General features: G+C 63.3%; 23 protein-coding genes. 13 read left to right on the plus strand and 10 right to left on the minus strand.

Features of this window, described 5'->3' with window-relative positions; all coding sequences use genetic code 11:
• Positions 1-141 precede the first annotated feature (141 nt).
• Together ACV22V_RS30480 and ACV22V_RS30485 are read left to right on the plus strand one after the other, a co-directional pair.
• A complete protein-coding gene (locus ACV22V_RS30480) occupies positions 142-1,713 on the plus strand; it encodes an LPD7 domain-containing protein (protein WP_448016428.1) in 1,572 nt (523 codons plus the stop codon).
• Positions 1,713-2,540 (plus strand): hypothetical protein, encoded by an 828-nt coding sequence (locus ACV22V_RS30485; protein WP_448016429.1) that lies wholly within the window; start codon positions 1,713-1,715, stop codon positions 2,538-2,540. The genes ACV22V_RS30480 and ACV22V_RS30485 overlap by 1 nt, the downstream gene beginning before the upstream one ends.
• Before the next feature lie 480 nt (positions 2,541-3,020).
• Here ACV22V_RS30485 and ACV22V_RS30490 read toward each other — a convergent pair whose 3' ends face one another.
• Positions 3,021-3,620, minus strand: coding sequence for a hypothetical protein (locus ACV22V_RS30490; protein ID WP_448016430.1), 600 nt, complete (start codon positions 3,618-3,620; stop codon positions 3,021-3,023).
• Positions 3,621-3,731: 111 nt separating this feature from the next.
• Here ACV22V_RS30490 and ACV22V_RS30495 point away from each other — a divergent pair, with 111 nt between their 5' ends.
• Positions 3,732-3,983, plus strand: coding sequence for a hypothetical protein (locus ACV22V_RS30495; RefSeq protein WP_448016431.1), 252 nt, complete (start codon positions 3,732-3,734; stop codon positions 3,981-3,983).
• A gap of 19 nt (positions 3,984-4,002) precedes the next feature.
• Here the strand turns inward: ACV22V_RS30495 and ACV22V_RS30500 are convergent, their stop codons facing one another.
• A complete protein-coding gene (locus tag ACV22V_RS30500) occupies positions 4,003-4,494 on the minus strand; it encodes a hypothetical protein (RefSeq protein WP_448016432.1) in 492 nt (163 codons plus the stop codon).
• Positions 4,495-4,529: 35 nt separating this feature from the next.
• Positions 4,530-5,606: a hypothetical protein gene (locus ACV22V_RS30505; protein ID WP_448016433.1), complete on the minus strand. Its 1,077-nt coding sequence runs from the start codon at positions 5,604-5,606 to the stop codon at positions 4,530-4,532.
• 441 nt (positions 5,607-6,047) lie between these two features.
• On the opposite strand from ACV22V_RS30505, the gene ACV22V_RS30510 reads away from it, so the two are divergent.
• The gene (locus ACV22V_RS30510; RefSeq protein ID WP_448016434.1) at positions 6,048-6,626 is read left to right on the plus strand and encodes a hypothetical protein; all 579 of its coding nucleotides are present in this window, start codon (positions 6,048-6,050) and stop codon (positions 6,624-6,626) included.
• 34 nt (positions 6,627-6,660) lie between these two features.
• Here the strand turns inward: ACV22V_RS30510 and ACV22V_RS30515 are convergent, their stop codons facing one another.
• On the minus strand, positions 6,661-7,506 hold the full coding sequence (locus ACV22V_RS30515; RefSeq protein WP_448016490.1) for a DUF932 domain-containing protein: 846 nt from the start codon (positions 7,504-7,506) through the stop codon (positions 6,661-6,663).
• A 189-nt stretch (positions 7,507-7,695) separates the two neighbouring features.
• The gene (locus ACV22V_RS30520) at positions 7,696-9,684 is read right to left on the minus strand and encodes a ParB/RepB/Spo0J family partition protein (protein WP_448016435.1); all 1,989 of its coding nucleotides are present in this window, start codon (positions 9,682-9,684) and stop codon (positions 7,696-7,698) included.
• A gap of 178 nt (positions 9,685-9,862) precedes the next feature.
• Here ACV22V_RS30520 and ACV22V_RS30525 point away from each other — a divergent pair, with 178 nt between their 5' ends.
• From ACV22V_RS30525 to ACV22V_RS30555, 7 genes are all read left to right on the plus strand, one after another.
• Entirely contained in the window at positions 9,863-10,276 is a 414-nt protein-coding gene (locus ACV22V_RS30525; RefSeq protein WP_448016437.1) for an antirestriction protein, read from the plus strand.
• Between the two features lie 307 nt (positions 10,277-10,583).
• The gene (locus tag ACV22V_RS30530; protein WP_448016438.1) at positions 10,584-10,859 is read left to right on the plus strand and encodes a hypothetical protein; all 276 of its coding nucleotides are present in this window, start codon (positions 10,584-10,586) and stop codon (positions 10,857-10,859) included.
• 18 nt (positions 10,860-10,877) lie between these two features.
• On the plus strand, positions 10,878-11,381 hold the full coding sequence (locus ACV22V_RS30535) for a hypothetical protein (protein ID WP_448016440.1): 504 nt from the start codon (positions 10,878-10,880) through the stop codon (positions 11,379-11,381).
• 35 nt (positions 11,382-11,416) lie between these two features.
• Positions 11,417-11,884: a hypothetical protein gene (locus ACV22V_RS30540; RefSeq protein WP_448016442.1), complete on the plus strand. Its 468-nt coding sequence runs from the start codon at positions 11,417-11,419 to the stop codon at positions 11,882-11,884.
• Between the two features lie 8 nt (positions 11,885-11,892).
• A complete protein-coding gene (locus ACV22V_RS30545; protein ID WP_448016443.1) occupies positions 11,893-12,159 on the plus strand; it encodes a hypothetical protein in 267 nt (88 codons plus the stop codon).
• Positions 12,160-12,182: 23 nt separating this feature from the next.
• A complete protein-coding gene (locus ACV22V_RS30550) occupies positions 12,183-12,458 on the plus strand; it encodes an XRE family transcriptional regulator (RefSeq protein ID WP_448016444.1) in 276 nt (91 codons plus the stop codon).
• Positions 12,459-12,543: 85 nt separating this feature from the next.
• On the plus strand, positions 12,544-13,614 hold the full coding sequence (locus ACV22V_RS30555) for a hypothetical protein (RefSeq protein WP_448016445.1): 1,071 nt from the start codon (positions 12,544-12,546) through the stop codon (positions 13,612-13,614).
• 62 nt (positions 13,615-13,676) lie between these two features.
• On the opposite strand, the gene ACV22V_RS30560 is transcribed toward ACV22V_RS30555, so the two are convergent.
• Together ACV22V_RS30560 and ACV22V_RS30565 are read right to left on the minus strand one after the other, a co-directional pair.
• A complete protein-coding gene (locus ACV22V_RS30560; protein ID WP_448016446.1) occupies positions 13,677-14,138 on the minus strand; it encodes a hypothetical protein in 462 nt (153 codons plus the stop codon).
• 49 nt (positions 14,139-14,187) lie between these two features.
• Entirely contained in the window at positions 14,188-14,616 is a 429-nt protein-coding gene (locus tag ACV22V_RS30565) for a hypothetical protein (protein WP_448016448.1), read from the minus strand.
• 253 nt (positions 14,617-14,869) lie between these two features.
• Between ACV22V_RS30565 and ACV22V_RS30570 the strand changes: the two genes are divergently transcribed.
• Together ACV22V_RS30570 and ACV22V_RS30575 are read left to right on the plus strand one after the other, a co-directional pair.
• Positions 14,870-16,132: a DUF6402 family protein gene (locus ACV22V_RS30570; protein ID WP_448016449.1), complete on the plus strand. Its 1,263-nt coding sequence runs from the start codon at positions 14,870-14,872 to the stop codon at positions 16,130-16,132.
• Complete coding sequence (locus ACV22V_RS30575) at positions 16,129-16,788, plus strand: hypothetical protein (RefSeq protein ID WP_448016450.1); 660 nt, start codon at positions 16,129-16,131, stop codon at positions 16,786-16,788. Before ACV22V_RS30570 ends, ACV22V_RS30575 begins: the two co-directional genes overlap by 4 nt.
• 108 nt (positions 16,789-16,896) lie before the next feature.
• Here the strand turns inward: ACV22V_RS30575 and ACV22V_RS30580 are convergent, their stop codons facing one another.
• The 3 genes from ACV22V_RS30580 to ACV22V_RS30590 are packed head-to-tail and all read right to left on the minus strand — an operon-like array spanning position 16,897 to position 19,507.
• Entirely contained in the window at positions 16,897-18,756 is a 1,860-nt protein-coding gene (locus tag ACV22V_RS30580; protein ID WP_448016452.1) for a phage integrase family protein, read from the minus strand.
• 3 nt (positions 18,757-18,759) lie between these two features.
• Positions 18,760-19,188 (minus strand): hypothetical protein, encoded by a 429-nt coding sequence (locus tag ACV22V_RS30585; protein WP_448016453.1) that lies wholly within the window; start codon positions 19,186-19,188, stop codon positions 18,760-18,762.
• A complete protein-coding gene (locus tag ACV22V_RS30590) occupies positions 19,181-19,507 on the minus strand; it encodes a hypothetical protein (protein WP_448016454.1) in 327 nt (108 codons plus the stop codon). Before ACV22V_RS30590 ends, ACV22V_RS30585 begins: the two co-directional genes overlap by 8 nt.
• Between the last annotated feature and the right edge of the window lie 5 nt (positions 19,508-19,512).

A 19,512-nucleotide genomic window follows, 5' to 3' on the forward strand; every position in this document is an offset into this window, starting at 1 on the left:
AGCGTCGGAGATCGATCTGCAGTGCTACTGCCGGATCATGCGCTTCACCAGCTGGAGCCACACGTCGCCGTATCCGCGGATCGCCTGCGACGGCCTGCAGATCGCGATGGAGAGCCTGCAGCGCAACGAGTAGGCGGCCCGGTGCCGGGCGAGCTGGACGCGTATCATCGTGCGCTCGAGGCGCACTATGCGTTCGGTGATCCGTTCGACACCCTGCCGCCGATGCGGCCGTCGGCCGCACGAGCACCGGCCGGCGCCGGCATGTCGCCGCCGGGTTGGTATTCCGGCCGCCAGCCCGATCCGTTTCTCGACCGGTTCGACACGATCGACGCGGCGTTCGGCTTCGATCCCGCCCAGCCGATCGTGCTGCGCCAGCCCGAAATTCCGGCGGACGTGCCGCCGTATCGTTCGCGCCGCTCGCGCGCCGGCGACGACGCGTTCGCCACGCCGCGCCGCACAGGCCGCGTGTCCGACAACGTGCTGTCGCAACTCGCGCGCGATGTCCGGCAGCGCGATGAAACCGGCGGCCAGTACGCCGAGTTTCGCGAGATCCAGCGCACGCTCGACGCCCGTCGCCTGCTGGCCGAGCTGTCGCACACGCACGGCGTGCGCCCGGCCAAATACGCGGTCGTCACTGGCCGCGATGGAAGCGATCGCATTCGCGCCGGCAAGCGCTCGCTGAACGTGTCGGATTTTCTGACGAAGGAACTGAATCTGTCGTGGCGCGACGCAGCGCCGCTGCTGCGCGCCGTGTATCAGCGACAGCAGGCCGGCGAGCCGCCCCCGGCGCCGCGCGAGCTGCCGCGCGCGGCGCTCTGGCGAGAGTATTCGGTTGCGCGTGAGGCGCATGTCGCCGCCCGCAGCGACGCGTGGCTTGCGCAGCGCGCGAGCGAGCAGCAGCGCCGCGGTGAGAACCGTGCGGCATTTGACGCAGCGCGCGCAGCCATCAAGCAGGACGTGAGCCTCACGCCGGCCCGCCGGCGCGCGGCGACGTCGTTGGCGCGCGCCGATCACCTCGGTCGCGACGATGCATTGCGCGAGTCGATCGCGCGCGAGCGCGCGGCGCTCAAGGAGCAGTTCGGCGCCGCCGGCGGCCCGAGCTTCACCGACTGGCTGCGCACGCGGGCCGACCAGGGCGACGAGCCCGCGCTCGAGGAGCTGCGTCGTACTGCGCGGCCGGATCCGGCGGCCGCCGACGTCGACGCCGCCGGCGAGACGTTCAACGTGATTCGGGCGAACACGCAGCGGCCAGCCGTCACGGACGAATACAACGCCATCATTTTCCGGTCGTCGGGCCTGTCGTGGTCGGTCGACGAGCGCGGCCACGTCACCTACCGGCACGACGGCCGCGACGTCGTGCGGGATCGCGGCGCCAGCGTGCAGGTGCTGCAGGTTGACCGGTCCGGGATTGAGACCGGGCTGCGCCTGGCGCAAAGCAAGTTCGGCCGCACGCTCGAGCTGGCGGGCAACGATGCCTACCAGCTGGCGGCCGCCAAGGTCGCCGTCGACGCTGGACTGCACGTCCAGTTCAGCGATGTGCGGCTCAACCGCGCGATGGATCAGTATCGCCATGCGCGCGTCGACCAGCAGGTGCGCGACGTGCTCGGCACGCCGGCCGCCGGCGCGCGCACGACGTCGCAGCCGCAGCCCGATCTGGATCGGCCGACGCCGAATCCGACGATGCCCTCCGACGACGGAAAGCCGACCCTCTGATGCACGATCGGCCGCAACCCGTTTCCGCCTACTGCGCAGCGCCGCCGCCCGACGTCGAGCCGGACCAGCATCGCCCGGACGCCGCCAAGGCGACGCAGAACGACGCCGCGCGACGCGGCGGTCGCCCGCGTATCCTGACCGAAATGCAGCAGCGGCTCGAGGCGTACCTGGACGATCCCGACCGGCATCTGCCGACGCTCAACGCCGCGAACGGCAGCGATCGCCGGCAGCGCACCGAGCGCCGCGTTGCCTGCGTTCAGCTGCTGCGCGCAATGCTGAAATATCTTGACCTGGCCAGCCTGCGCGTCGGCATCCCGCAGCGCGACGGCGGCTTCCTTAGCCTCACGATGCCGTTCCTGGCGAAGCACGCTTGCCTGCCGGTACGACGCGCCGAGCGCGCGATGCGCGATCTGCTGCGCGCCGGTCTCGTCACCGCGCAGCAGCGCGCCGAACGGACCGAGGACGGCAGCTATCGCGGCCTCGCGTCGCTGCGCCAGCTGCCGGCCGCATTGTTCGGTGCGTTCGGCCTGTCGAAGTGGCTGGGTCATGAGCGCAGCAAGGCCGTGATGCGTCGCTATCGCGCGGCGGCGCAAGCCGCCAAAGCCGAGCGTGAACAGCTTCGCGACAGCCGGGCTGAAGCACAGGCCTCGCTCGCGCTCAGCGCGATTGCGCAGCGACTTGAGCGGTCACGACCGGCACGGAAGTCGGCGTCGGCGGCCGCCGACCACGCCGAGGCGATCGCGCGTCGCGTCGGCATGCTCAAGCTGTTGCATCCCGACTGGGATCGCGAGCGCTGTTACGACGTCGCTTACCGCGAACTCGAATAGGGCGCTCGCGCCCCTCCCACCACAGATCATCCCGGCACCGCGGCGCTGACGAGCAGCCGCGCGCCGGCGCTTGTGCGCGCGCACCGCACAGCGTGTTTCGTGCACGCGGGACGACGTTCGACGCCCGCCAACGGCCGTTTCGCCCCCACTTATCCACAGATCCCGCCCTTGATCTACCGCGCCGGCGCGTCGGCGACCGGTTAGCTGTCGGGATGAATAGCCCTTAATTGTCGGACCTTAATCAGCGCAGTTTTATCAGTACGACAGGAAGTCAAATCCACGCCCGCCACGCCTACGGCGCGGGGGCCTACACGGCGCTTCGCGCCTTGACGCCCCCGGGGCGGTGGATCAAGCGCACGGTGGGCGTGGGCGCAGCACGGCACACAGTGCTTCATTCGATCTGAAAACCTGTTTAGCAGGAAGGGGGCGCTTCGTCCGTCCCCAATTGGAACGCTTTCAGGCCGAAACGATATCGTGTTTTTACTTCGCACTCCCGGCCGGGCCACCGGCCGCCCGGATAGCGAGGGCATATGCCAAGACGTCGCTCGGTCGCCAGATCGATTGCAACGGCTTTGTGTATCCGCAGGCGCGACCCCCACCTTTCGTCAGCCCAGTCGCAACCACGGTCGAACAGTTCATTTTTAAAGTCTGCCACGCCTGCATGGGGCCTTCGTACGCCACTCTGTCGCGCATCAGGCCGAACGATTGCCACCAATCCTTGATCGCTCTTTCATTGAGGCCATTCAGGTTGACCGTTTGATCTGGTCCGCGTCCTTCATACTCCTTGTCGTCTTCGAATCGTTGATCGCGCCAAGGATGCGCCGCGTAAATTTGGGGAAGCAGTCGAAGTCCGGTTTTCGTCCCCTCCGGTCTCGGCCACCACGAAATATAAGTGCTGCCGACCTCCATTGAGGCATGCCCCCACCCTTTCGTGCTACCGCGAAAGTCCCAGACGTGCACTTTGACCATTTCGATCTCCTCGATCTTGCGAGACGAGTTATCAATATAGGTCGGATGAATGCCCGCGGCGACGCTCGCACGGGACAGCGCTGCAGTCGCACGGCGGGCGTAGGCGAACATGGCACGCGGTGCCCTGGAAGGGGACACTTCGCTCGCCCTCGACTGACGCTGGCGCTTGACCCGGACATTGAAATGCGCAAACACTGTGTTTTTATACAGTAATTGTGCATCATGCTCCGACATCCTCTACCCGACATCGCAACGCCGTCGACGCAGGAATTGCGAGAGCTTTGGCGTCGCTACCCGGACGACCAAGTGCACCGGCTGATTCTCGAGATCGTGCGCCTTCGGCATCAGCTCGAGGACGCTGAGTATTACCGCAAGTGCATTCAACAGGTCTGGAACGAAGATACGGGTGGCAGCCACCTGGTCGCCCTGCACAAACTGCGGGTGCTCCTGCAGGACGAGTTGAGGCGCTTCTAGCCCCTCAACGCCTCGCAGCTTACCCGGCGCGGCGAATCATTTCCGCATGCGTGCGGTTGATTTCCTCGACGGCCCGGTTTCCCGCCGCCATGTGCGAGATCAGGATCTCGTTCGCCTTGGTGAATCGATGCTCGAGGCGCACGGTGTACGAGCTCGTCAACCAGCTGACAAACCCGGTGAAGTAAGTGGCGCTGTCGAGATCTCGCCACTTCACGCCGGTCACGCCACGGCTCCACGGCAGAATGCCGCGCCGCAGCCAAATGCCGTGATCGTCCATGAACAGCTCGTAGCTGCGCTCGAGCGCGACGGTATAGACCATGCCAGCGATGATGATGAGGGCGACCGCTGCGGCAAGCAACGGCGTTCGCTGCCACAGCAGCGACGTGACGATCGGCAGAATGGCCATCGCAACGACCAGCCGGCCCACGTAGGCCACCCACGATTTCCTGGCCAGCACCATAACTTCCCCACCGCGCGATTGCGCCGGCACCGCTTCGACAATGTCGTTCACGAAAATTCCTCGAGTTGGAAAAACTGGACAGCCAATCAGATCACGCCCCACGCCAGGCGGGCGGCCTTTTCGTGGGCGGCCACTTCCGGATCGGCACGCACCGCCTCGCCAAGACGCGCGAGCCGCGTCATCGCCGGCCGGTCGAAGTGGAAATTCTTGTCGCCGTCCCACAGGATGAACTTGTCGTACGGCGGGATCGGCAACCCGAGCCGCCGCGGACCGGCGCCGTACTCCGGCAGACGGGCGTCATCGTCGGCGAGCGCGGTGCCGACGGCAATCAGGTCGAAGAAGTCCTGGATGATCGGCGGCGACCGCAGCATTAGAAGCATCGGGCAAAGATCGCCGAAGTCGACGATCGCACTTAGGCGCTGCCCGGTCATCATGAATTGTGCCGACAGCCCGTCGGCTTTGACGACCGTCAGCGGGCGCCCAAAGGTGTTGTCCCCCTCGACGATCGGTTCATCCTTCTCCCTCCAGTAGTCGCGCACCGCAAGTGCCAGCAGCGACTCGAAGTACGGCGCAAGCGCTTCGTGGATCACCGCGTCGGGCAGGTCGGGCTCGTCGGTGTGGGCAATCCCCGCAATCGACCGTGACAGCCATTCCGCGTAGCCTTGGTCCGGCCAGGCAGGCAACGCGGCCGCGACGCGTGCAATACCGTCGATCAGCGGCTCGCCGTCGTTCAGATTGAGTTTGGATCGGTGGTAGATGTCGCCCTTGAATTCCGTACGACCGGTGTGACGCGCGCGCGAGATGAAGTACGCGCGCATCGCCTCCAGGACGTCGACCAGCACCGCGCGCGTGACAAAGGTCCGCCCAGCCAACAAGTAGGCGCTATGCGCAGATTGACCGATGAATGCCCATTCCTCGCGTTTCAGCGGTTCGTTCCGATAGTAGCGGTCGCGGAACTGCACGAGCGCCGCCCGCGGATCCGAGAGAAGTGAACTTCTCAAGCTCGCGCGGTCTTCGCGCCGGCGCCGATCCGCGTCGAGGCCGAGCTCGAGCAGTTGCCGCGCGACCTCCGATGACGACGATTCCTGCCACTGTCCCTTGAGCTTTTCGACGGCCTGCGCCAGCGACTCGCTGAGGCGCATCGTGAGTGTTTTCGTTTTCATCGAATGTGTTCGGATTTTGTCTAACACAACGAATACTCGAACACATACCCGCTCGCTGTCAAGCGGCCCAGCAACCACCGCCGCTCGATACAGATCGACTGCGGCCGGCGCCGCGGATGCGGCTTCCGTTGCGCACCGGCAACGCCGCGCAACGCGCGGGGTTGCACCGCCGGCGACGCCGGCCGGGTTCTCCAAGGGGCATCCCCTTGGAGCACGGGATATGGAAAGGGAAATGCGTCAGCATTTCCGTTTACATATCTGTCGTGCCTCGGCTTCCAGCCGACCGCCCGACGATAGATCATCATCAGATCAAGATGGATCGTTCTTGGATCACTTTTGGATAGCTTGCAGAGCAAGGTAGATCACAGGTTGATCGCTCTTGGTGCATCTTTCGATCATTCGCGGCATACTGACGCCGTTTCCTTTCCAGCGAGCGCACAAATGGACGCCCAAATCGCCACGCAACGCGCACAACGGCTCGATGCGCTGTCGGCCGCATCCGCTGGCCGGTCCAAGACCGCTCAGCTTCGCGACCTGTTCGACAGCGTTGAGCACGCCATACGCGCAGGCGTCCGGTACGCCGCGATCATTCAAGACCTTGCTGAAACCGGCCTCGTCTTCACCTACCAAACCTTCGCTCTGACCCTTAAAAGACTCAGGCGCGAACGAGGCATCGTGTCCCGCCGCTCGCACGCGCCGCTCCCGGAAACTGGCCCGTCCGTGCACCGCACGGAGGAAGCGCCGACCCCGGCCGCGATCCGCCCGCCTGCGTCTGCCAGCGACGCCGACACGACTCCGCGCGCGGTGGCCATGCCCTCCGCCGTGCGCGCGCGTCGGCCGATAGCGCCCGGCGGCGTTGGTGTCAAACTCCCCGACGATTGGCTCACAGCGGAACTGACGCGTGAGCAAAAACGCCTGTTGACGTTTGAACAAAAGCTGGCGCGCGCCGAGGCAGAAGCCAAACAGTATTGGCCCAATCCGTACGATCCGGCCGTCCCCAAAAACGACGACCCCGCCTAAGCGGGGTCGTTTCGGGTTGGCTGCGGATCGGGGCTTAGCCCTGCTTGAGCTTGCGCATTCCCTCGCCCAACACCCACAGCGCGCGGTTGAGCTTCACGTTTTGATCGATCCCGGCCACTTCGCGGGTTCGCATCGTGCGGCCCGTGGCCGACCGGCCGCGCAAGCCGCCCCGGATCATGTTTTCCTGAATCCGGTTGAACGTCGTCCACAGGTCGTCGTTGCGGTCCTCGATGCGACGTGCGCGCAACAGTTGATCGGGCGTGATCGGTGCGGGCACGTCCGCGCTCGGCTCGTACTTCAGCGACAACGCGGCTTCAGCGAGCAGCGCCTGTTCCTCAGGCTTCAACGTCACGGCCTGCATGCCTTCCTTCTGCTCTCGGATCAGATCGAAGCCGTCGAGCACGTCGTTAGCGCCCTGGATCACGTTGTCCACGATGTTGCCTTTGTGCGGCACGCGAACATCCGCGAGCGTTTCGCCGCACACCATGCCGTTTTTGCAGACGAACCGGAACATGCCCGCGATCATCTGGTAGCTGCTGGTGCCATCGTGGCTGTTCAGGAGGATGATTTCATTGGCTTCCGCGCCGTTGATCTGGTTGGCGTGGCGCAGGCGGATCATGTGCTTCGTGTGCTCGCGCTTGCCTTCGTCGCGTACGCGCGTCTGGCACACGAAGAACGGTTCGAAACCTTCCTTGCGCAGCCCGTCGAGCACAGCGATCGTCGGGATGTACGTGTAACGCTCCGAGCGGCTTTCGTGCTTTTCCGTCGCGAGGATCGACGGCGCAACGCTGGCGATCTGGTCGTTCGACAGCGGCGAATCCGAGCGGAGCGACGGGGCGTGATGTGCGAAGTTGCGAGCGAGGCGGGTAATTTGAGTCACGGTTTTTCTCCGGATTGGGACCGCTGCGATATGCTGCGGCCATGTCGATATATTAGGACATAATGACCGTTTAAACAAGGGAATATTAATTCTCAAATGGATATTCCGCCCGTCGCCCAACGGGCGACAGGCTCTCAGGTCATCCGGATCAGGCACCCCCTTTCGGGGGCGTCTGCCTTGTTCAGGGCATCAATCCGCCCCTTCCTCGGACTCGTCAACGCTCGGCTCGTCGGAGTCCGTTTCCTCGTCGTCCTCCCAATGCCGCGCCGTCTGCCGGTTCGTCAGCACTTCCGGCAACCAGCCGCTATCTGCGAGCCGCAGCTCGGCGGCGGCCGCCGCTTCGCCCTTCTTCATGCCTTCCAGTGGCGCGGCCGCTTCGGCCGATACGGCTTGCGTTACCACGTCGATGATGCGCTGCTTCGAAACGTGGTTCAGATAGCTGGCGCGCGTCGGCTTCCAGTACGCGGCCATGTCGAGTTCGAGCGTATCGGCCAGCGTGTTCACGTCGTGCGGGCTGTCCCAGCGGCTCAATCCGTTGACGTTCGCTGCCACGCAGAACGCGAACAGGTTCGCGAGCACGTCCTCCGAGCACGACAGCAGCCACGGCAGCAAGCCGCTAAACTTGGTCGGCAACATGGCGCGCCATTTCTGGCGCTGGCCGTCGATGAACTGCCATGCCGGACTGTCCGCCATATCGTCGGCCACGCGCAACAGGCGATCATGGGTCGGCGTGAACTGTGCGTCCAGCGCGTCGCGCGAAGTCCCCGTGTAGTGTTCCGAGAACACGCGCGGCACCATTGCGAACATCAGATAAGCCAGCGCGACGGTCGGCTGTTTCATCAGTTCTGATTGGACGGCAGCGGTGCGGTGCGCAGTCAACCGTTCGCACAGCGTTTCCCCGTGCAGCGGTTTGGCCTTCTCGGGCGTGATTCGCTCGGCACCGGCAACGCCCGCCTCTTTCACTGCGGCTTTCTCGCTCGGCTTGACGAGACCGCGCTCGATCTGCAGACCGCCGGTGTAGTCCAGCCAGATATACGCGCCCGCGCGCGCCTTCTGCTCGTCGGTCCAAGCGTTGCGCCGCTCCGCGTAGGCATCAACCGCCTCATCGGCAATCCGTGCGGCTTCCTCCAGCGCTTCGCGCTTCGCGTCGTCGTCCTCCCCTTCCTCCTCGTCGTAGTACGCGTTCAACGCGGTTTGCGCCTCGTCGCGCGCCTTTTCGAGCTTGCGGAATTCGGTCTTTTCCTTGCGCGTGAACTCCCGGGACTCGGGACGCAAACGCCCATACTTCGACAGTTGCAGGGAATCGCGCTGCACGTTGGTTTCGACCCATGACCATCCCTCCGCCCCCATGTCGACTGCAACCGCACTGAGCTTTTCGACGGCCAGCCGATTGAGCAATTCGAGGTCGTTGATATACCCGTTGTTCTTCGCATCGCTAAACAAGTCGCGACGCACGTATCCGCCCGCTGCCTCGTAGGCATCCAGCCCGACGAACGCGACGAGCGGGTTATCGCTGACATGCGTTTCCTCCTGCGTGATTACCTTGCGAATCTCGTTGGCCCGTTGTTGCCACGGTTGCTTCGCGTCAAACCAAATGCGTTCCTGCTGTTCGTGGCTGTCGCTCAATGCGAGCGCGCACACCTGGTCGTAGGTCATGCCGTCATCGCGGTATACATCGATCAACTTGGGCGACACGCTCGCGAGTTTCAGCGCGCGCCGCACGTCCCGCTCCGCGACACTGAAACGTCCGGCAATCTCCTCGACGGATCGCCCCTCAGCGATAAGTTGCTGGAAGGCTTCGCACTGGTCGGCGATGTGCATGCCTTCGCGTTCCGCGTTCTCGATCAGGGACGCCGCCAAGGCTTCGCCAATCGACACGATGCGAACGGGAATCAGCGTGTCATCGGTCGCGCGGCCTTCGCTCTTGAGCAAATCCAGCGCGGCCAATCGACGTTGACCAGCACAGACGCCATGCTCGCCCGGCTCGTCTTCGATGTAATGCACGACGAGGTTTTGCAGCAGGCCTGTCGCTGCAATGTCGTCGGCCAGTTCTCGAATGCGCGTCGGTGGCTTCTTGCGCGCATTGCGCGGCGACACGCGCAGCGTGCCGAGGCGCACATACTGGATCGGCGCGAAGGCCTCGCCACTGGGAATCTCAATCGTTGCAGTTTCAGTCACGGGTTTTCTCCGGTTAAGGACCGTAGCACGACGCCACGGCCACGCAGCAAGTATAGGTCATAATGTCCGTTATGTGTGAGAATAAAAACAAAATATCTTGTTGCATATACGGTCTTTATGACCTAATATATCGATATGGCCGCAGCATATCGCAGCGGTCCTTAACCGGAGAAAAACCGTGGAACAAAACGTTGTCGAGATTCGTTCGGAACTGGTCGTAGAGGAACAGCGCATGAAGTTTCTGCCGCACTACTTCGGCGCGCGCTATCTGCACGGCGAGAGCTATGTGTACGAGTGGGCGCGTCGCCTTTGCTCGTCATACAACGGCAGCCACTGGCAGTTTTTCCGCGTGACCAATGGTGGGTTCTACCTTGCACCGGAGATCGCCGCGCCAGTATCGGTACGCTGGAACCTGAATAGCTATGAGGGTTCGATGGGCGTCGAGGCGTTCGGTATCGTCGTGACGCTGTTCGCGCTGTGCCACATGGCTGAGTGCTTCGGCGACGAAGCGCACATCGAGCATTACCACTTGTTGCGCGAGTTCGCCGCGCAGCATCCGGAGAGCCGGGAGATTTTCCGCGCGATTGACTAACTGACATGGGACGCTCGGTCCACCGACCGGGCGTTCACTAAGTGTGCCGCGCGCGCACGTCAATACCCCACCTTCCTGATGGCTCGGGTTCAACGGAACGAAACGGGATCGCGCGCGCCGTCGCGCCCGAATCGAGGGCCACGGGGACCCGCGCGGAGCGCGGGGAGAGGCCCGGCCCGAAGCGTAGCGGAGGGACGATTCGGTGAGGCCTGCGCGAACCACCGCGGGGTCGTCAAGATTGGTCCGCGATCGCGAAGTGATCGCGGGGCAATCGTGTTTCCTCCGCGGCGAAGCCGTGGGGGCTGGAATGGAGCATGACGTTATGCGAATCGCAAGTATCGAAGTGAAGTTCAACCCGCCCGATCCGCGCCTCGATCGCGTGTGGGGGTTACGCCCGGATCCAGGCGGTTGGGTTTTTCGCCTCTACGATCAGGCCGGCCAGAAGCTCGTCGGCGGCGCTGTGCATGGCGCCGACCAGGCGGCCCGTGATCGCGCGGTTAACCGGGTGCTGGACGACGCCCGTCGCAAGGGCTTTACCCATTATCAAGTGGTCGACGCGTCAGATGCGCCGATCCCGCTGTAACTCATGGAGGAAATCACGATGAACACCCAATCTCAGGTCGACATGAGCATCACGCACGCTATGGTTCGCTGCGGCCGCGCCATCGCGCTCGGCCTCTTCGGACTCGCAGCCATCATCGCATTCGCCTTTTCTTTGCCGGTCTTGCTCGATTGGATCTCGACCGCCTGGTACAGCTGGGCGAGAATTCTGACGCGCGGCTACACCACGCTCGCTCCAGCTGCCTGGGTAGATTGGGGCGGGCTTATCGTCGCGGGATGGGCGACGTGCGTCGCCGTCAAGCTCGGCGAGCGCCGGCCGACCGCGCAAAGCCTTTTCGCGGTCGGCGCGATCGTGACGCTAGTATTCGGCGTGATTCCCGCAAATTGCGCCATCGCTGCAATGACAATGGAGTGGACTGGCCCAGTTTCAACCGGGCACACTTATCTCGAGGTCGCCGCACATGCAACCGCAATGCTCGTAACGCTGGTGGGTGCGCTAAGTCCAGTGTTCGCGCTGTTCCTTGCGCTCACTCACAACGATTAACCAAACAATGGTCTGTCTTCCAACCTGAGGGGAACATGCAGCATCCTGTTAAATCCGATCAGCGGCCGCCCACCAAAAAGATGTCGCGCGCCGGCCGCATCTGGTACGGCCTGTCATGCGTGTGCACAATTGAGGGGTTCGGTCTACTCGCCATCGCGCCGCACTGGCGCGGCGGGACCATCGAAGGCGAAGTTAATGCACTCGCGATATTCGTGTTTGGCGTGGCGGTCCTGTTCTTTCTGCTCGGTCGGTGCGAGCCGGGCGATACGCTCGCAACCCAGGCGCTGCGCTACCTGTTTGCATTAATTGGTGGCACCGCCGCTAATGTCTTGATCACATGGGGGTTATGGGCTGTCCATTTCCCGTTAGTCAATGGAACGATCCGAAGTGGGCTGATGGGAGAGAATTACTGGCTCGGCCCAGCCGTCCTGGTATACGCCGTGGTCGTCTGGGTGTTCTACCGACGGTCGCTGAACAGAGAGCGGTCCGCTGTCAGAGGGTGAATATGCAAATGAATGCAAAGAAGCGGCTAAGCAACGCTGAGCTGGTCGCGTTCGCGCTTGGTCTTGCGGTAGGTGCCGCTGGTGTCCTGGCCGGGTCACTCTCATACCAATATGCGCAGCTACGCGACGCGAGCCAGTCCGAGACCTATCAGCAATGGCTCGAGAATGAATGCTTGATGATGGCTTTGGGGCTGCCGCGCGGTATGCCGGCCACTGACCTCCCGTCTGAGTGTTCTTCTGTCGTCGCCAAATTGCGCGCACACGCACACGGCTAATTTCAAAATTATTGAGGCAAATGATGAGCACTACACCCCACATCGAAATCAGGCCCGAGTGCCTGCAACCTGCAGCGAACTGGGCGTCACCTACCGGCGCGGAGATCCAGGAGGTCGTGCGCCGCACCGGCATGAGCGGCCGCTCAGCGACCCGCTTTCTCGGCCTGGCCGACGGGGATGGCAGACAGATCCGCCGATGGGTCGCCGGTGACTCACCGATCCCCTATTCCGCCTGGGCGCTGCTTTGCGATGCTGCAGGCCTCGGGCAGATCTGGCGCGTCGATAGCGATGCCCTTTAACTACGCAGTGATGGTTGCACTCGCGGCGGCACTCACCTGATAATTGTTCAGCCGATTGAGAGCGGCCAGACAACGGAGCGTACCGATGAGCGCAACACCCTACTCGCAACTCCAGCCTGTCGCGGACAACATTTCGCCGAAGCTACGCGACGAGATCCAGCAACTGGTCGACGCCAAATACGAGCTCGACGAGCTCGCCCGCCACGGGACAGCTGGCCGGCGCCTGACGACACCGTTTCATGACGGTAGCTCCGGCCCGCGTAACGGAACCGGATTTTTCCAGACAGTCTTACCGTTCAGCAGTTTCGAAACGTGCGGGGACGCGTTCAGCGCGCTCGTCCCGGTTTCGCAAACCATTGGAGCGAGCTGGCGCTGGACCACTCGCTCGGTCCCGGAAGCCGAGCGGTCGGCCCGGCTCGCCAGGCTGCAGGATCCTGCGCGCGCCACACCGGAAGATCGCGAACGCGCTGACTTCATGTGGATCAAGCCGCTCGGCCTTTTCCTCGCACACGAGGGCAAGAACCGCGTGGGCTTCTTCCGCGACATGAATGCTCAGTGGATTCCGGCGAACGTCGCACCATACGACTACCCGGCCGCCGATCGACTCGCGATCTACGAGGTGAAGCACGCCCAACAGACCGTGTATTGGGCCGTGCTGGACGGACAGCTGCTCGAGCCAATCAATCATCCGGACTGGGCGCTGCCGGTGCTACGCGCTTACGGCGTGCGACAACATCATCAGTGGCCCCATGACTTTCCGCCGGTTGAAGTGACCGCCACCGCGCTCACCACCCGCCTGGTCAATCCCGTCTCCTGCCGCCCGGCGCCGCTCGACCTCGAGCTGGTCCGCGAGAAAGAAGCCTACGAATCTGAGGAAGTCTCGTGTTCGTTGCTCGACGTCGAGCCGATCAGGATCCCGTGGGACTTTCTTGGCACAATGGCCTGCATCAGTATCGGTGCAATCGTGTTGCTCGGTATCCTGCCGGAAGAGTGGCCGAATCTGCGAATCGTTACCGGTATTGTCGCGGGTATCGGCATGGGCGGGATGCTAACGCCGCTGTGTAAGCTGTTCCGGCTACCACGCAGGCTCGTCGATCCCTACGCAAGCCTACGTAAATTTTCCCCGCGTGAACGCAGAGCCGCCGGCATCCGCTGAACCGCACCATCGCACTCGTGGGTCGCGGGCAATGTAGTCGACCCGCGACGAGTGACTGAAACTCACACGGCGTTGTGTTGCGCCTCGGTCAAGTTGCTAAGCAACCGAAAGAAGTCCGCGCGCGTCGCGCTCGTCAACCGAGTCGGCGCGGCGATCGCACACAACTTCTCTGCTGCTTGCACCGGCGGCAATGCCGACGTGAACGGTGCACGCGTCCCGGCGAAATGAACCTTGGCGCTCTGCTCGGCAGCATCCAGCACCTCGCGTACTTCCAGATAGCGCGGCCGTCGTGCAGCTGTCAGGAATAAGCCGTCATACACGCACAAATTGCCATCCACCGTTTCTGTTAGCGCCACCAACAACGGCAGGTTGCTATCCGGCCCATCGCTATGTGCGAAATTGGCGTCTGGCTTTGTGGGCGACGCAAACAGCGTCACGAGCGCGATGTTTGGATCGGCGATCGCGCCGAGCAGCGCCTGCGTATTCTTTCCCGTGTTTTCGGGTTGCCAACGAGTAACGCTCATACCTGTATTCTCCGTGGGTAGATGAATTTCTCGCGTGCGAGAAACGCCATCAGCGATTCACGACATAGACCGGCTTCGCCGACATGATCAACAAGAACTGGCCGATTAGAACCAAGGCCATTAGGGGTAGCGAAACCCAGGCTAGCGCCGAAAACAAGCCAAGCTGAACAACGGAACCACCGATCCCATAAATGGCATCTGTGCGCCGGACGTTCACATACACGAGCCAACACGCAACGGCGGTACCGAGCGCCATAAGCGCGATGCCGTTCAGCGTGTCGCCATGGCTGAGCTCCGCGGAATGCCGCCAGTAATTCCCAGCGATCAGCAGAACCAGCGCGACGGTCGTTGCGTAAAACGCTGGCTTTGTAAAAAACGCATGGCCAAATTTATTCAGACAGTGTTGATTGAACTTCGTGATGCCAAGTACCACTGCCGCAATCGCGGCGATCGCGATAATCAGTTTGATGACCAACATACTGGATTCCCTCTCAGCATCAATTTTTGATCGATTATAAGGCGAAATTTTCGGAACTTTGCGATCGAACTACAGCACCCCGGTAAAATAGACAGGTCTCAGTAATCGCAACCGATGAAAGACCTATCCGAATCTGTACGACCTCAGCCCGTTCGGCCTGATCTAACAGTTTTTGTCATTATCATCGTTGGCGCGACCGGGGTTTCGATTATTCTGCTACCAATTCGCCTCGACAATCGCATCCAATCTCCCTATGCCAGACGTCAAAAAGGTCCCGTATTACCAACTGGAGTCCGGGATTCTATATTCCAGCAAACGGTGGAAATGCTACTCGGGTGTGGTCGGATGCGTTCCCATCGACACGCAGCAAAGGATCTCGTTCGATAGGCTTGCGCCGAACGAGCCCCCACCGCCGTCACCGCCCAAGGCAGCTGCTCCAGTCGCACCGCAAAAACCGCCGGCCCCTGCTCCACCACCTGCTAAGCCTGCTGCCAAGCTGCAGTCGAGCGATAAGCCGCAAGACGCGGAGCAAGCTGACAAGCTGCCCGAGTTCGATCTGCAGGACATCCCCAGAGCGATGGACAAGATGGGCTGGCCAATTTCGGCCAGGCTTGCGCGAGAATGGCTTGCGAGCCCGAAGCACGTGTACAACAACGATCTCAACTCAGTTCAGCCGCTCGACGACACGACGGTTACCTTGGATTGGGCATTGAAATTTCGTGGCGCAGCCGAGCGCTTCAATCAGCTCGTCCGGCAAGCGATCTACACACCGAAGGCGGTGCGAGCAGCCAGTAAAGTCTTGGCACCCGTGATCGAGAAGAGTTTCTCGGGCGGGCAGTTGAACGCGGCAGGTATCGTGATCGACACTGCGCCGTTTCTGACGGATCCGCTCCAGTTTCACATCGCCTGGGGGTTCCAGTACCAGCCCGTATCGTCGCTCGACACTCTCGACGGTACCGCGATGACCGATCTGACCGGAGCCCTGGCGAACTTCAACTTCTACGCGGCGATCGGGAAGGCGACCGTCACCGGCGAGCGCTATTACAAATACGAAGGCAAGAACAAGATTTTCTGTCTCGAGCCGGCCGCGCAGATCACCCACATCTACGTCTACATCAAAGACAGCTACTCGTTCAATGACGATTCACCGTCCAAGAGCCAGTATCTCGGCCATTGGAACAAGACCGGCATGGTTCTGTCCTATGTCGCGGCCGTCAACGATTTCTTCAAAAGCAGCAACCTGAATGTCGGGAACTCGACCATTGAGGAATGGCGTTATCTCCCCGAGGGCGAAGAGGTCAACAAGCCGATCGACAAACGCACCAGCCTCTTTCGGAAATTCCTGGCGAAGGATGTCTACTGGCCGGTCCACAACAAGACGTACCGCGAGTGGCGATCGGCGCATAATCGCGGCGGCGACTTCATGGTCTACAGTAAGCCCCGACTCATCAAGCTGGACAAGCCGATCATTCTGAAAATTGACACCATATGCAGAACCCTCCCGGCCGAACAATGAAGGCGCTCACCGTCATCCTCAAAGCGGCTGCGGCCGTTGTCGCCGTATGCCTGGTCGTCGCCATCGTATGGATGTTCGTGCCGGCCGATACCCGGAACGCGATCACGCTGTTCTCGCTCAAAAATGGGAAGAATGCGATCTTCGCCATCACGTCGATCCTCTTCGTGCTCTACTTCTACCGACTCGTCAGAAATATCGACCATTTCAGCCGAGTGAAGCGCGTGGGACTGGCGATCGTCACGCTGGGCTTTCTGGCATTCTTCTATGTCGTCAATGTTCGCGGAATCACGACCGACGACACCGATTGTCAGCGCTACAACTACAACGCGAAGCTGAACGGCGGCACCAAGCAGGTCGACGGCACGACCTATATCGTCAACATCTGCGGAAGCGGCGGCAGTCACGGTAATGGCCTTTTTGCGAATCAAAACGAGCAGGTCAAAATCGTCGTGGCCGATGCTCACGGTTCAATCCTCGCCACCCGACTGTTTTTCGTCTTCTGGGGTGGCCGCCCAGGCTATGAGCCGATCGAGATCCGCGACGGCAAGTTGATCTACTTCGACGCGTCGGATACGTACGACGGCATGCGGTCGATCTCGATGCCACCCTCCACGGTCGACTGGATCGCGGCGAGAATGCCGATCTGGCTGCGCTAAGAGCAGCTGCCCGATTTTGAATTCACGCGGCGCGAACCCACTGCGGTCGCGTACTGGCTCAGCAGCCTGCGCCAAGAGCATACGGGAACGGACAGACGTTACCCTGAGTTACCCCGCTCGCTTGGCGGCGCCAGCCGCCAGCCGCGCGTGATACTTCGCCGCCTCCCGGCGCATCCGCGCCTCTTCCGGCGACACGTAGATCGACGTCGTGCCGAGCGACGCGTGACCGAGCGTGCGCTGTACGACCTCGAGCGCGACGCCCGCAGCCAACATCTGGGTGCCGACCGTGTGGCGAAATGCGTGAGGCGATGTGCTGGCCAGCTTACGGCGCTCCGGTTCGGAAAGATCCTCCATCACCTCGAGCAGTTGCGCGATCGCCCATTGCGTGAGTCCGCGCGCACCGCGTACAGAGTAGCCCGCTCCGGTTGCGGTGCCAGCCCCCTCTTCGGTTGTGTCGACGGGCTCACCGAATTTCTCAAGAGCCCGCGGCGTCGGCGGGATGACCAGCGGCGCCACCAGCGGCAAGCCGGGCGGCTTGGTCGCGGTGGCCGCGTCGAGATCCTGGCCGCGATCGCGCCAGTGCGCGCGCAGCGCGTCGACACACTCATCGCTGATCGGCACGTAACGTTGCTTGTTGCCCTTGCCGATCACCTCGAGCAACCAACTGGCCGGCGTGTCGTCCTCCGCCGGCATCCAGACCAGCGCCGCACGCGTCACGGCGGCCGCCTCGGCGATCCGCAGGCCGCCGTCTCCCATCAGCAGCAACAGCGCACGCGCGGCGCGCCAGCGCGGTCCGCTCGGGCCCTGCAGCTCGCCGCGTTCGGCCAGCGTCGCGCGGACGCGCGTCCAAAGGCTGAGCGGGAGCGCCCGCTCGACCTGCAGCTTACGCACGCGCTTGACGACGCTAGGATCGGAGACGGCCGCCCACGGGTTGCCGGCCAGATACCGCACGGCGACCAGCCACGTGAACGCCGCACGAATCGCACGCACCGCGTAGCGCTGGCTTTCCGGTGCGAGGCCGCCCGGCGCGAATGGCCGCCACTGGCGACTCGTGCGCACGACTGGCGGCCCCGTAAAGCGCTCGCCCGGCGCCGCGAGAAACGCCTTGTACGCCTCGCAATCCTCGACGCGCATTGACGACAACGCGACGCTGCGCTCCGCCACGCACCACAACACGAGCCGCTCGAGCTCCTTCTTGTAGACTCGCTGCGTCGCGGGTCGGTCGTCGTATCGATGCAAGTACGCGCGCACCGCATCCAGATCGTGCGCGGCACCCAGATACGCGAATACGGGCGCCCGGTTCGCACCGTGCGCCCCGGACAGCGCGTCGGGCAGCGCGAGGCGCTCGAGCGGCGCCAGCTGTCCAGCGCCGGCGGTGACGCCTGCGGACGTCGGCGCAAGCGCGTCGCCGGCGTCGACGTCGACCTCGACAGCGGCGCCGATCGGCGCCGCGTGACGCCGCAGCCAGGCAACCAGCACACGCGCCCGGCCGACACCGATGCGTGGTACCGATCGCCACCACTGCCCGCCGCGGCGGTTCACGAACGCGACGAGCTCGCCGAGCGTGTGGATGCCCTCGCCCTCCAGGCGCGCGGCGACGATCGAGCGGAACCAACGGCCGACGGGATGCTCGGCCTGCGGCAGCGCGATCGCCCACTGCGCGGCGACCTGCTCGATCAGCTGCAGCGACACGGGCGTCAGGCGCGGCTCGCCGTATTTCTCGATCGCCGCCTGCAGGTGAGATTTCAATACCGGCGAACCGTCGCGCAGCGCGGCCGCCACCAGGTCATCGCGCATGGTGCGCAGCAACTGCGCGACGTCAACCGGTTCGGCAGCATCGCGATCGAAGTACAGCCGCTCGATCGTCTCGATCGGCAGGCCTTTCACGCGCGCTCGCAGCGCCGTGAATTCGGTTCGGCTGTAGCTGCGCAACGGCACCTGGGCCAGCTGCTGGGGACGATTGGCCATGGTTCAGCCTGCAGGGATGGGTGACGCGATCGCCTCGGCCGTGGTCGCGCGCTGCAGCTGCTCGAATGCCGCGACGTAGCGGTGCATCGGCACCGCGGCCAGTTGCGCGTCCAGGCGCGCAAGCGCGTGCTCGACCGCGGCGCGCTCGAGGTCGCTCAGCACACTCGGCCCGCCGCGCTCGGCGCGGTCGATGCAGTCGTGGATCGCCGCCTCGGCGCGCCGGCATGGTTCCGGATCCACCGGATCGAGGAAGTACGCGAGGTAGATCGCATTCAGCAGCGTCGCCAACTGCGCGACGTTGTCGTTCGCGTCGCGCAACGCGGCGAGCGCCACGTGGTGCTTGAGCTGGATCCGGTGCAGTTCCGCGGCCGGGATCGGCAGCAGCTGCGTCCTGGTCAGCGGCCGGCGCCCACCGCGGGCAGACTTACGCATGGCCCGCTCCAATCAGCGGCACGCGAAGCTGGGCGAACGGCGCGGCCCGCAACCGGGCCGCCTGCTCCGGCATGCCTACACACTCGAACAGCCGCGCCACAGCCGCCGTATGGGCCGCCCGAATGGCGAGACTCAACGCGTTGACACGGGGCGTCGTCAGCGACGACCACAACAACAGTGCGCCAATCGCGCGCTCGCAACACTGGACGCGATCGCGCTTGGGCAGGTCGTCGCGCTCGACGCGCGTCATCCACGCCTGGATTTCACGCTCCACGTGCCGCAACAGGTGTTCGTAGCTCAAGGTCAGTTCGGTGAACATGGCAA

It is taken from the genome of Burkholderia sp. AW33-5 (genome assembly GCF_053427615.1).

Excerpts from the sequence above, each read along its gene's own strand:
- ACV22V_RS30560 (WP_448016446.1), bottom strand. The coding sequence starts at position 14,138 with ATGAGCGTTACTCGTTGGCAACCCGAAAACACGGGAAAGAATACGCAG.
- ACV22V_RS30495 (WP_448016431.1), top strand. The coding sequence starts at position 3,732 with ATGCTCCGACATCCTCTACCCGACATCGCAACGCCGTCGACGCAGGAA.
- ACV22V_RS30570 (WP_448016449.1), top strand. The coding sequence starts at position 14,870 with ATGCCAGACGTCAAAAAGGTCCCGTATTACCAACTGGAGTCCGGGATT.
- ACV22V_RS30555 (WP_448016445.1), top strand. The coding sequence starts at position 12,544 with ATGAGCGCAACACCCTACTCGCAACTCCAGCCTGTCGCGGACAACATT.
- ACV22V_RS30540 (WP_448016442.1), top strand. The coding sequence starts at position 11,417 with ATGCAGCATCCTGTTAAATCCGATCAGCGGCCGCCCACCAAAAAGATG.
- ACV22V_RS30535 (WP_448016440.1), top strand. The coding sequence starts at position 10,878 with ATGAACACCCAATCTCAGGTCGACATGAGCATCACGCACGCTATGGTT.
- ACV22V_RS30545 (WP_448016443.1), top strand. The coding sequence starts at position 11,893 with ATGAATGCAAAGAAGCGGCTAAGCAACGCTGAGCTGGTCGCGTTCGCG.
- ACV22V_RS30485 (WP_448016429.1), top strand. The coding sequence starts at position 1,713 with ATGCACGATCGGCCGCAACCCGTTTCCGCCTACTGCGCAGCGCCGCCG.
- ACV22V_RS30510 (WP_448016434.1), top strand. The coding sequence starts at position 6,048 with ATGGACGCCCAAATCGCCACGCAACGCGCACAACGGCTCGATGCGCTG.
- ACV22V_RS30565 (WP_448016448.1), bottom strand. The coding sequence starts at position 14,616 with ATGTTGGTCATCAAACTGATTATCGCGATCGCCGCGATTGCGGCAGTG.
- ACV22V_RS30530 (WP_448016438.1), top strand. The coding sequence starts at position 10,584 with ATGGAGCATGACGTTATGCGAATCGCAAGTATCGAAGTGAAGTTCAAC.
- ACV22V_RS30585 (WP_448016453.1), bottom strand. The coding sequence starts at position 19,188 with ATGCGTAAGTCTGCCCGCGGTGGGCGCCGGCCGCTGACCAGGACGCAG.
- ACV22V_RS30490 (WP_448016430.1), bottom strand. The coding sequence starts at position 3,620 with ATGTTCGCCTACGCCCGCCGTGCGACTGCAGCGCTGTCCCGTGCGAGC.
- ACV22V_RS30550 (WP_448016444.1), top strand. The coding sequence starts at position 12,183 with ATGAGCACTACACCCCACATCGAAATCAGGCCCGAGTGCCTGCAACCT.
- ACV22V_RS30505 (WP_448016433.1), bottom strand. The coding sequence starts at position 5,606 with ATGAAAACGAAAACACTCACGATGCGCCTCAGCGAGTCGCTGGCGCAG.
- ACV22V_RS30580 (WP_448016452.1), bottom strand. The coding sequence starts at position 18,756 with ATGGCCAATCGTCCCCAGCAGCTGGCCCAGGTGCCGTTGCGCAGCTAC.
- ACV22V_RS30590 (WP_448016454.1), bottom strand. The coding sequence starts at position 19,507 with ATGTTCACCGAACTGACCTTGAGCTACGAACACCTGTTGCGGCACGTG.
- ACV22V_RS30575 (WP_448016450.1), top strand. The coding sequence starts at position 16,129 with ATGAAGGCGCTCACCGTCATCCTCAAAGCGGCTGCGGCCGTTGTCGCC.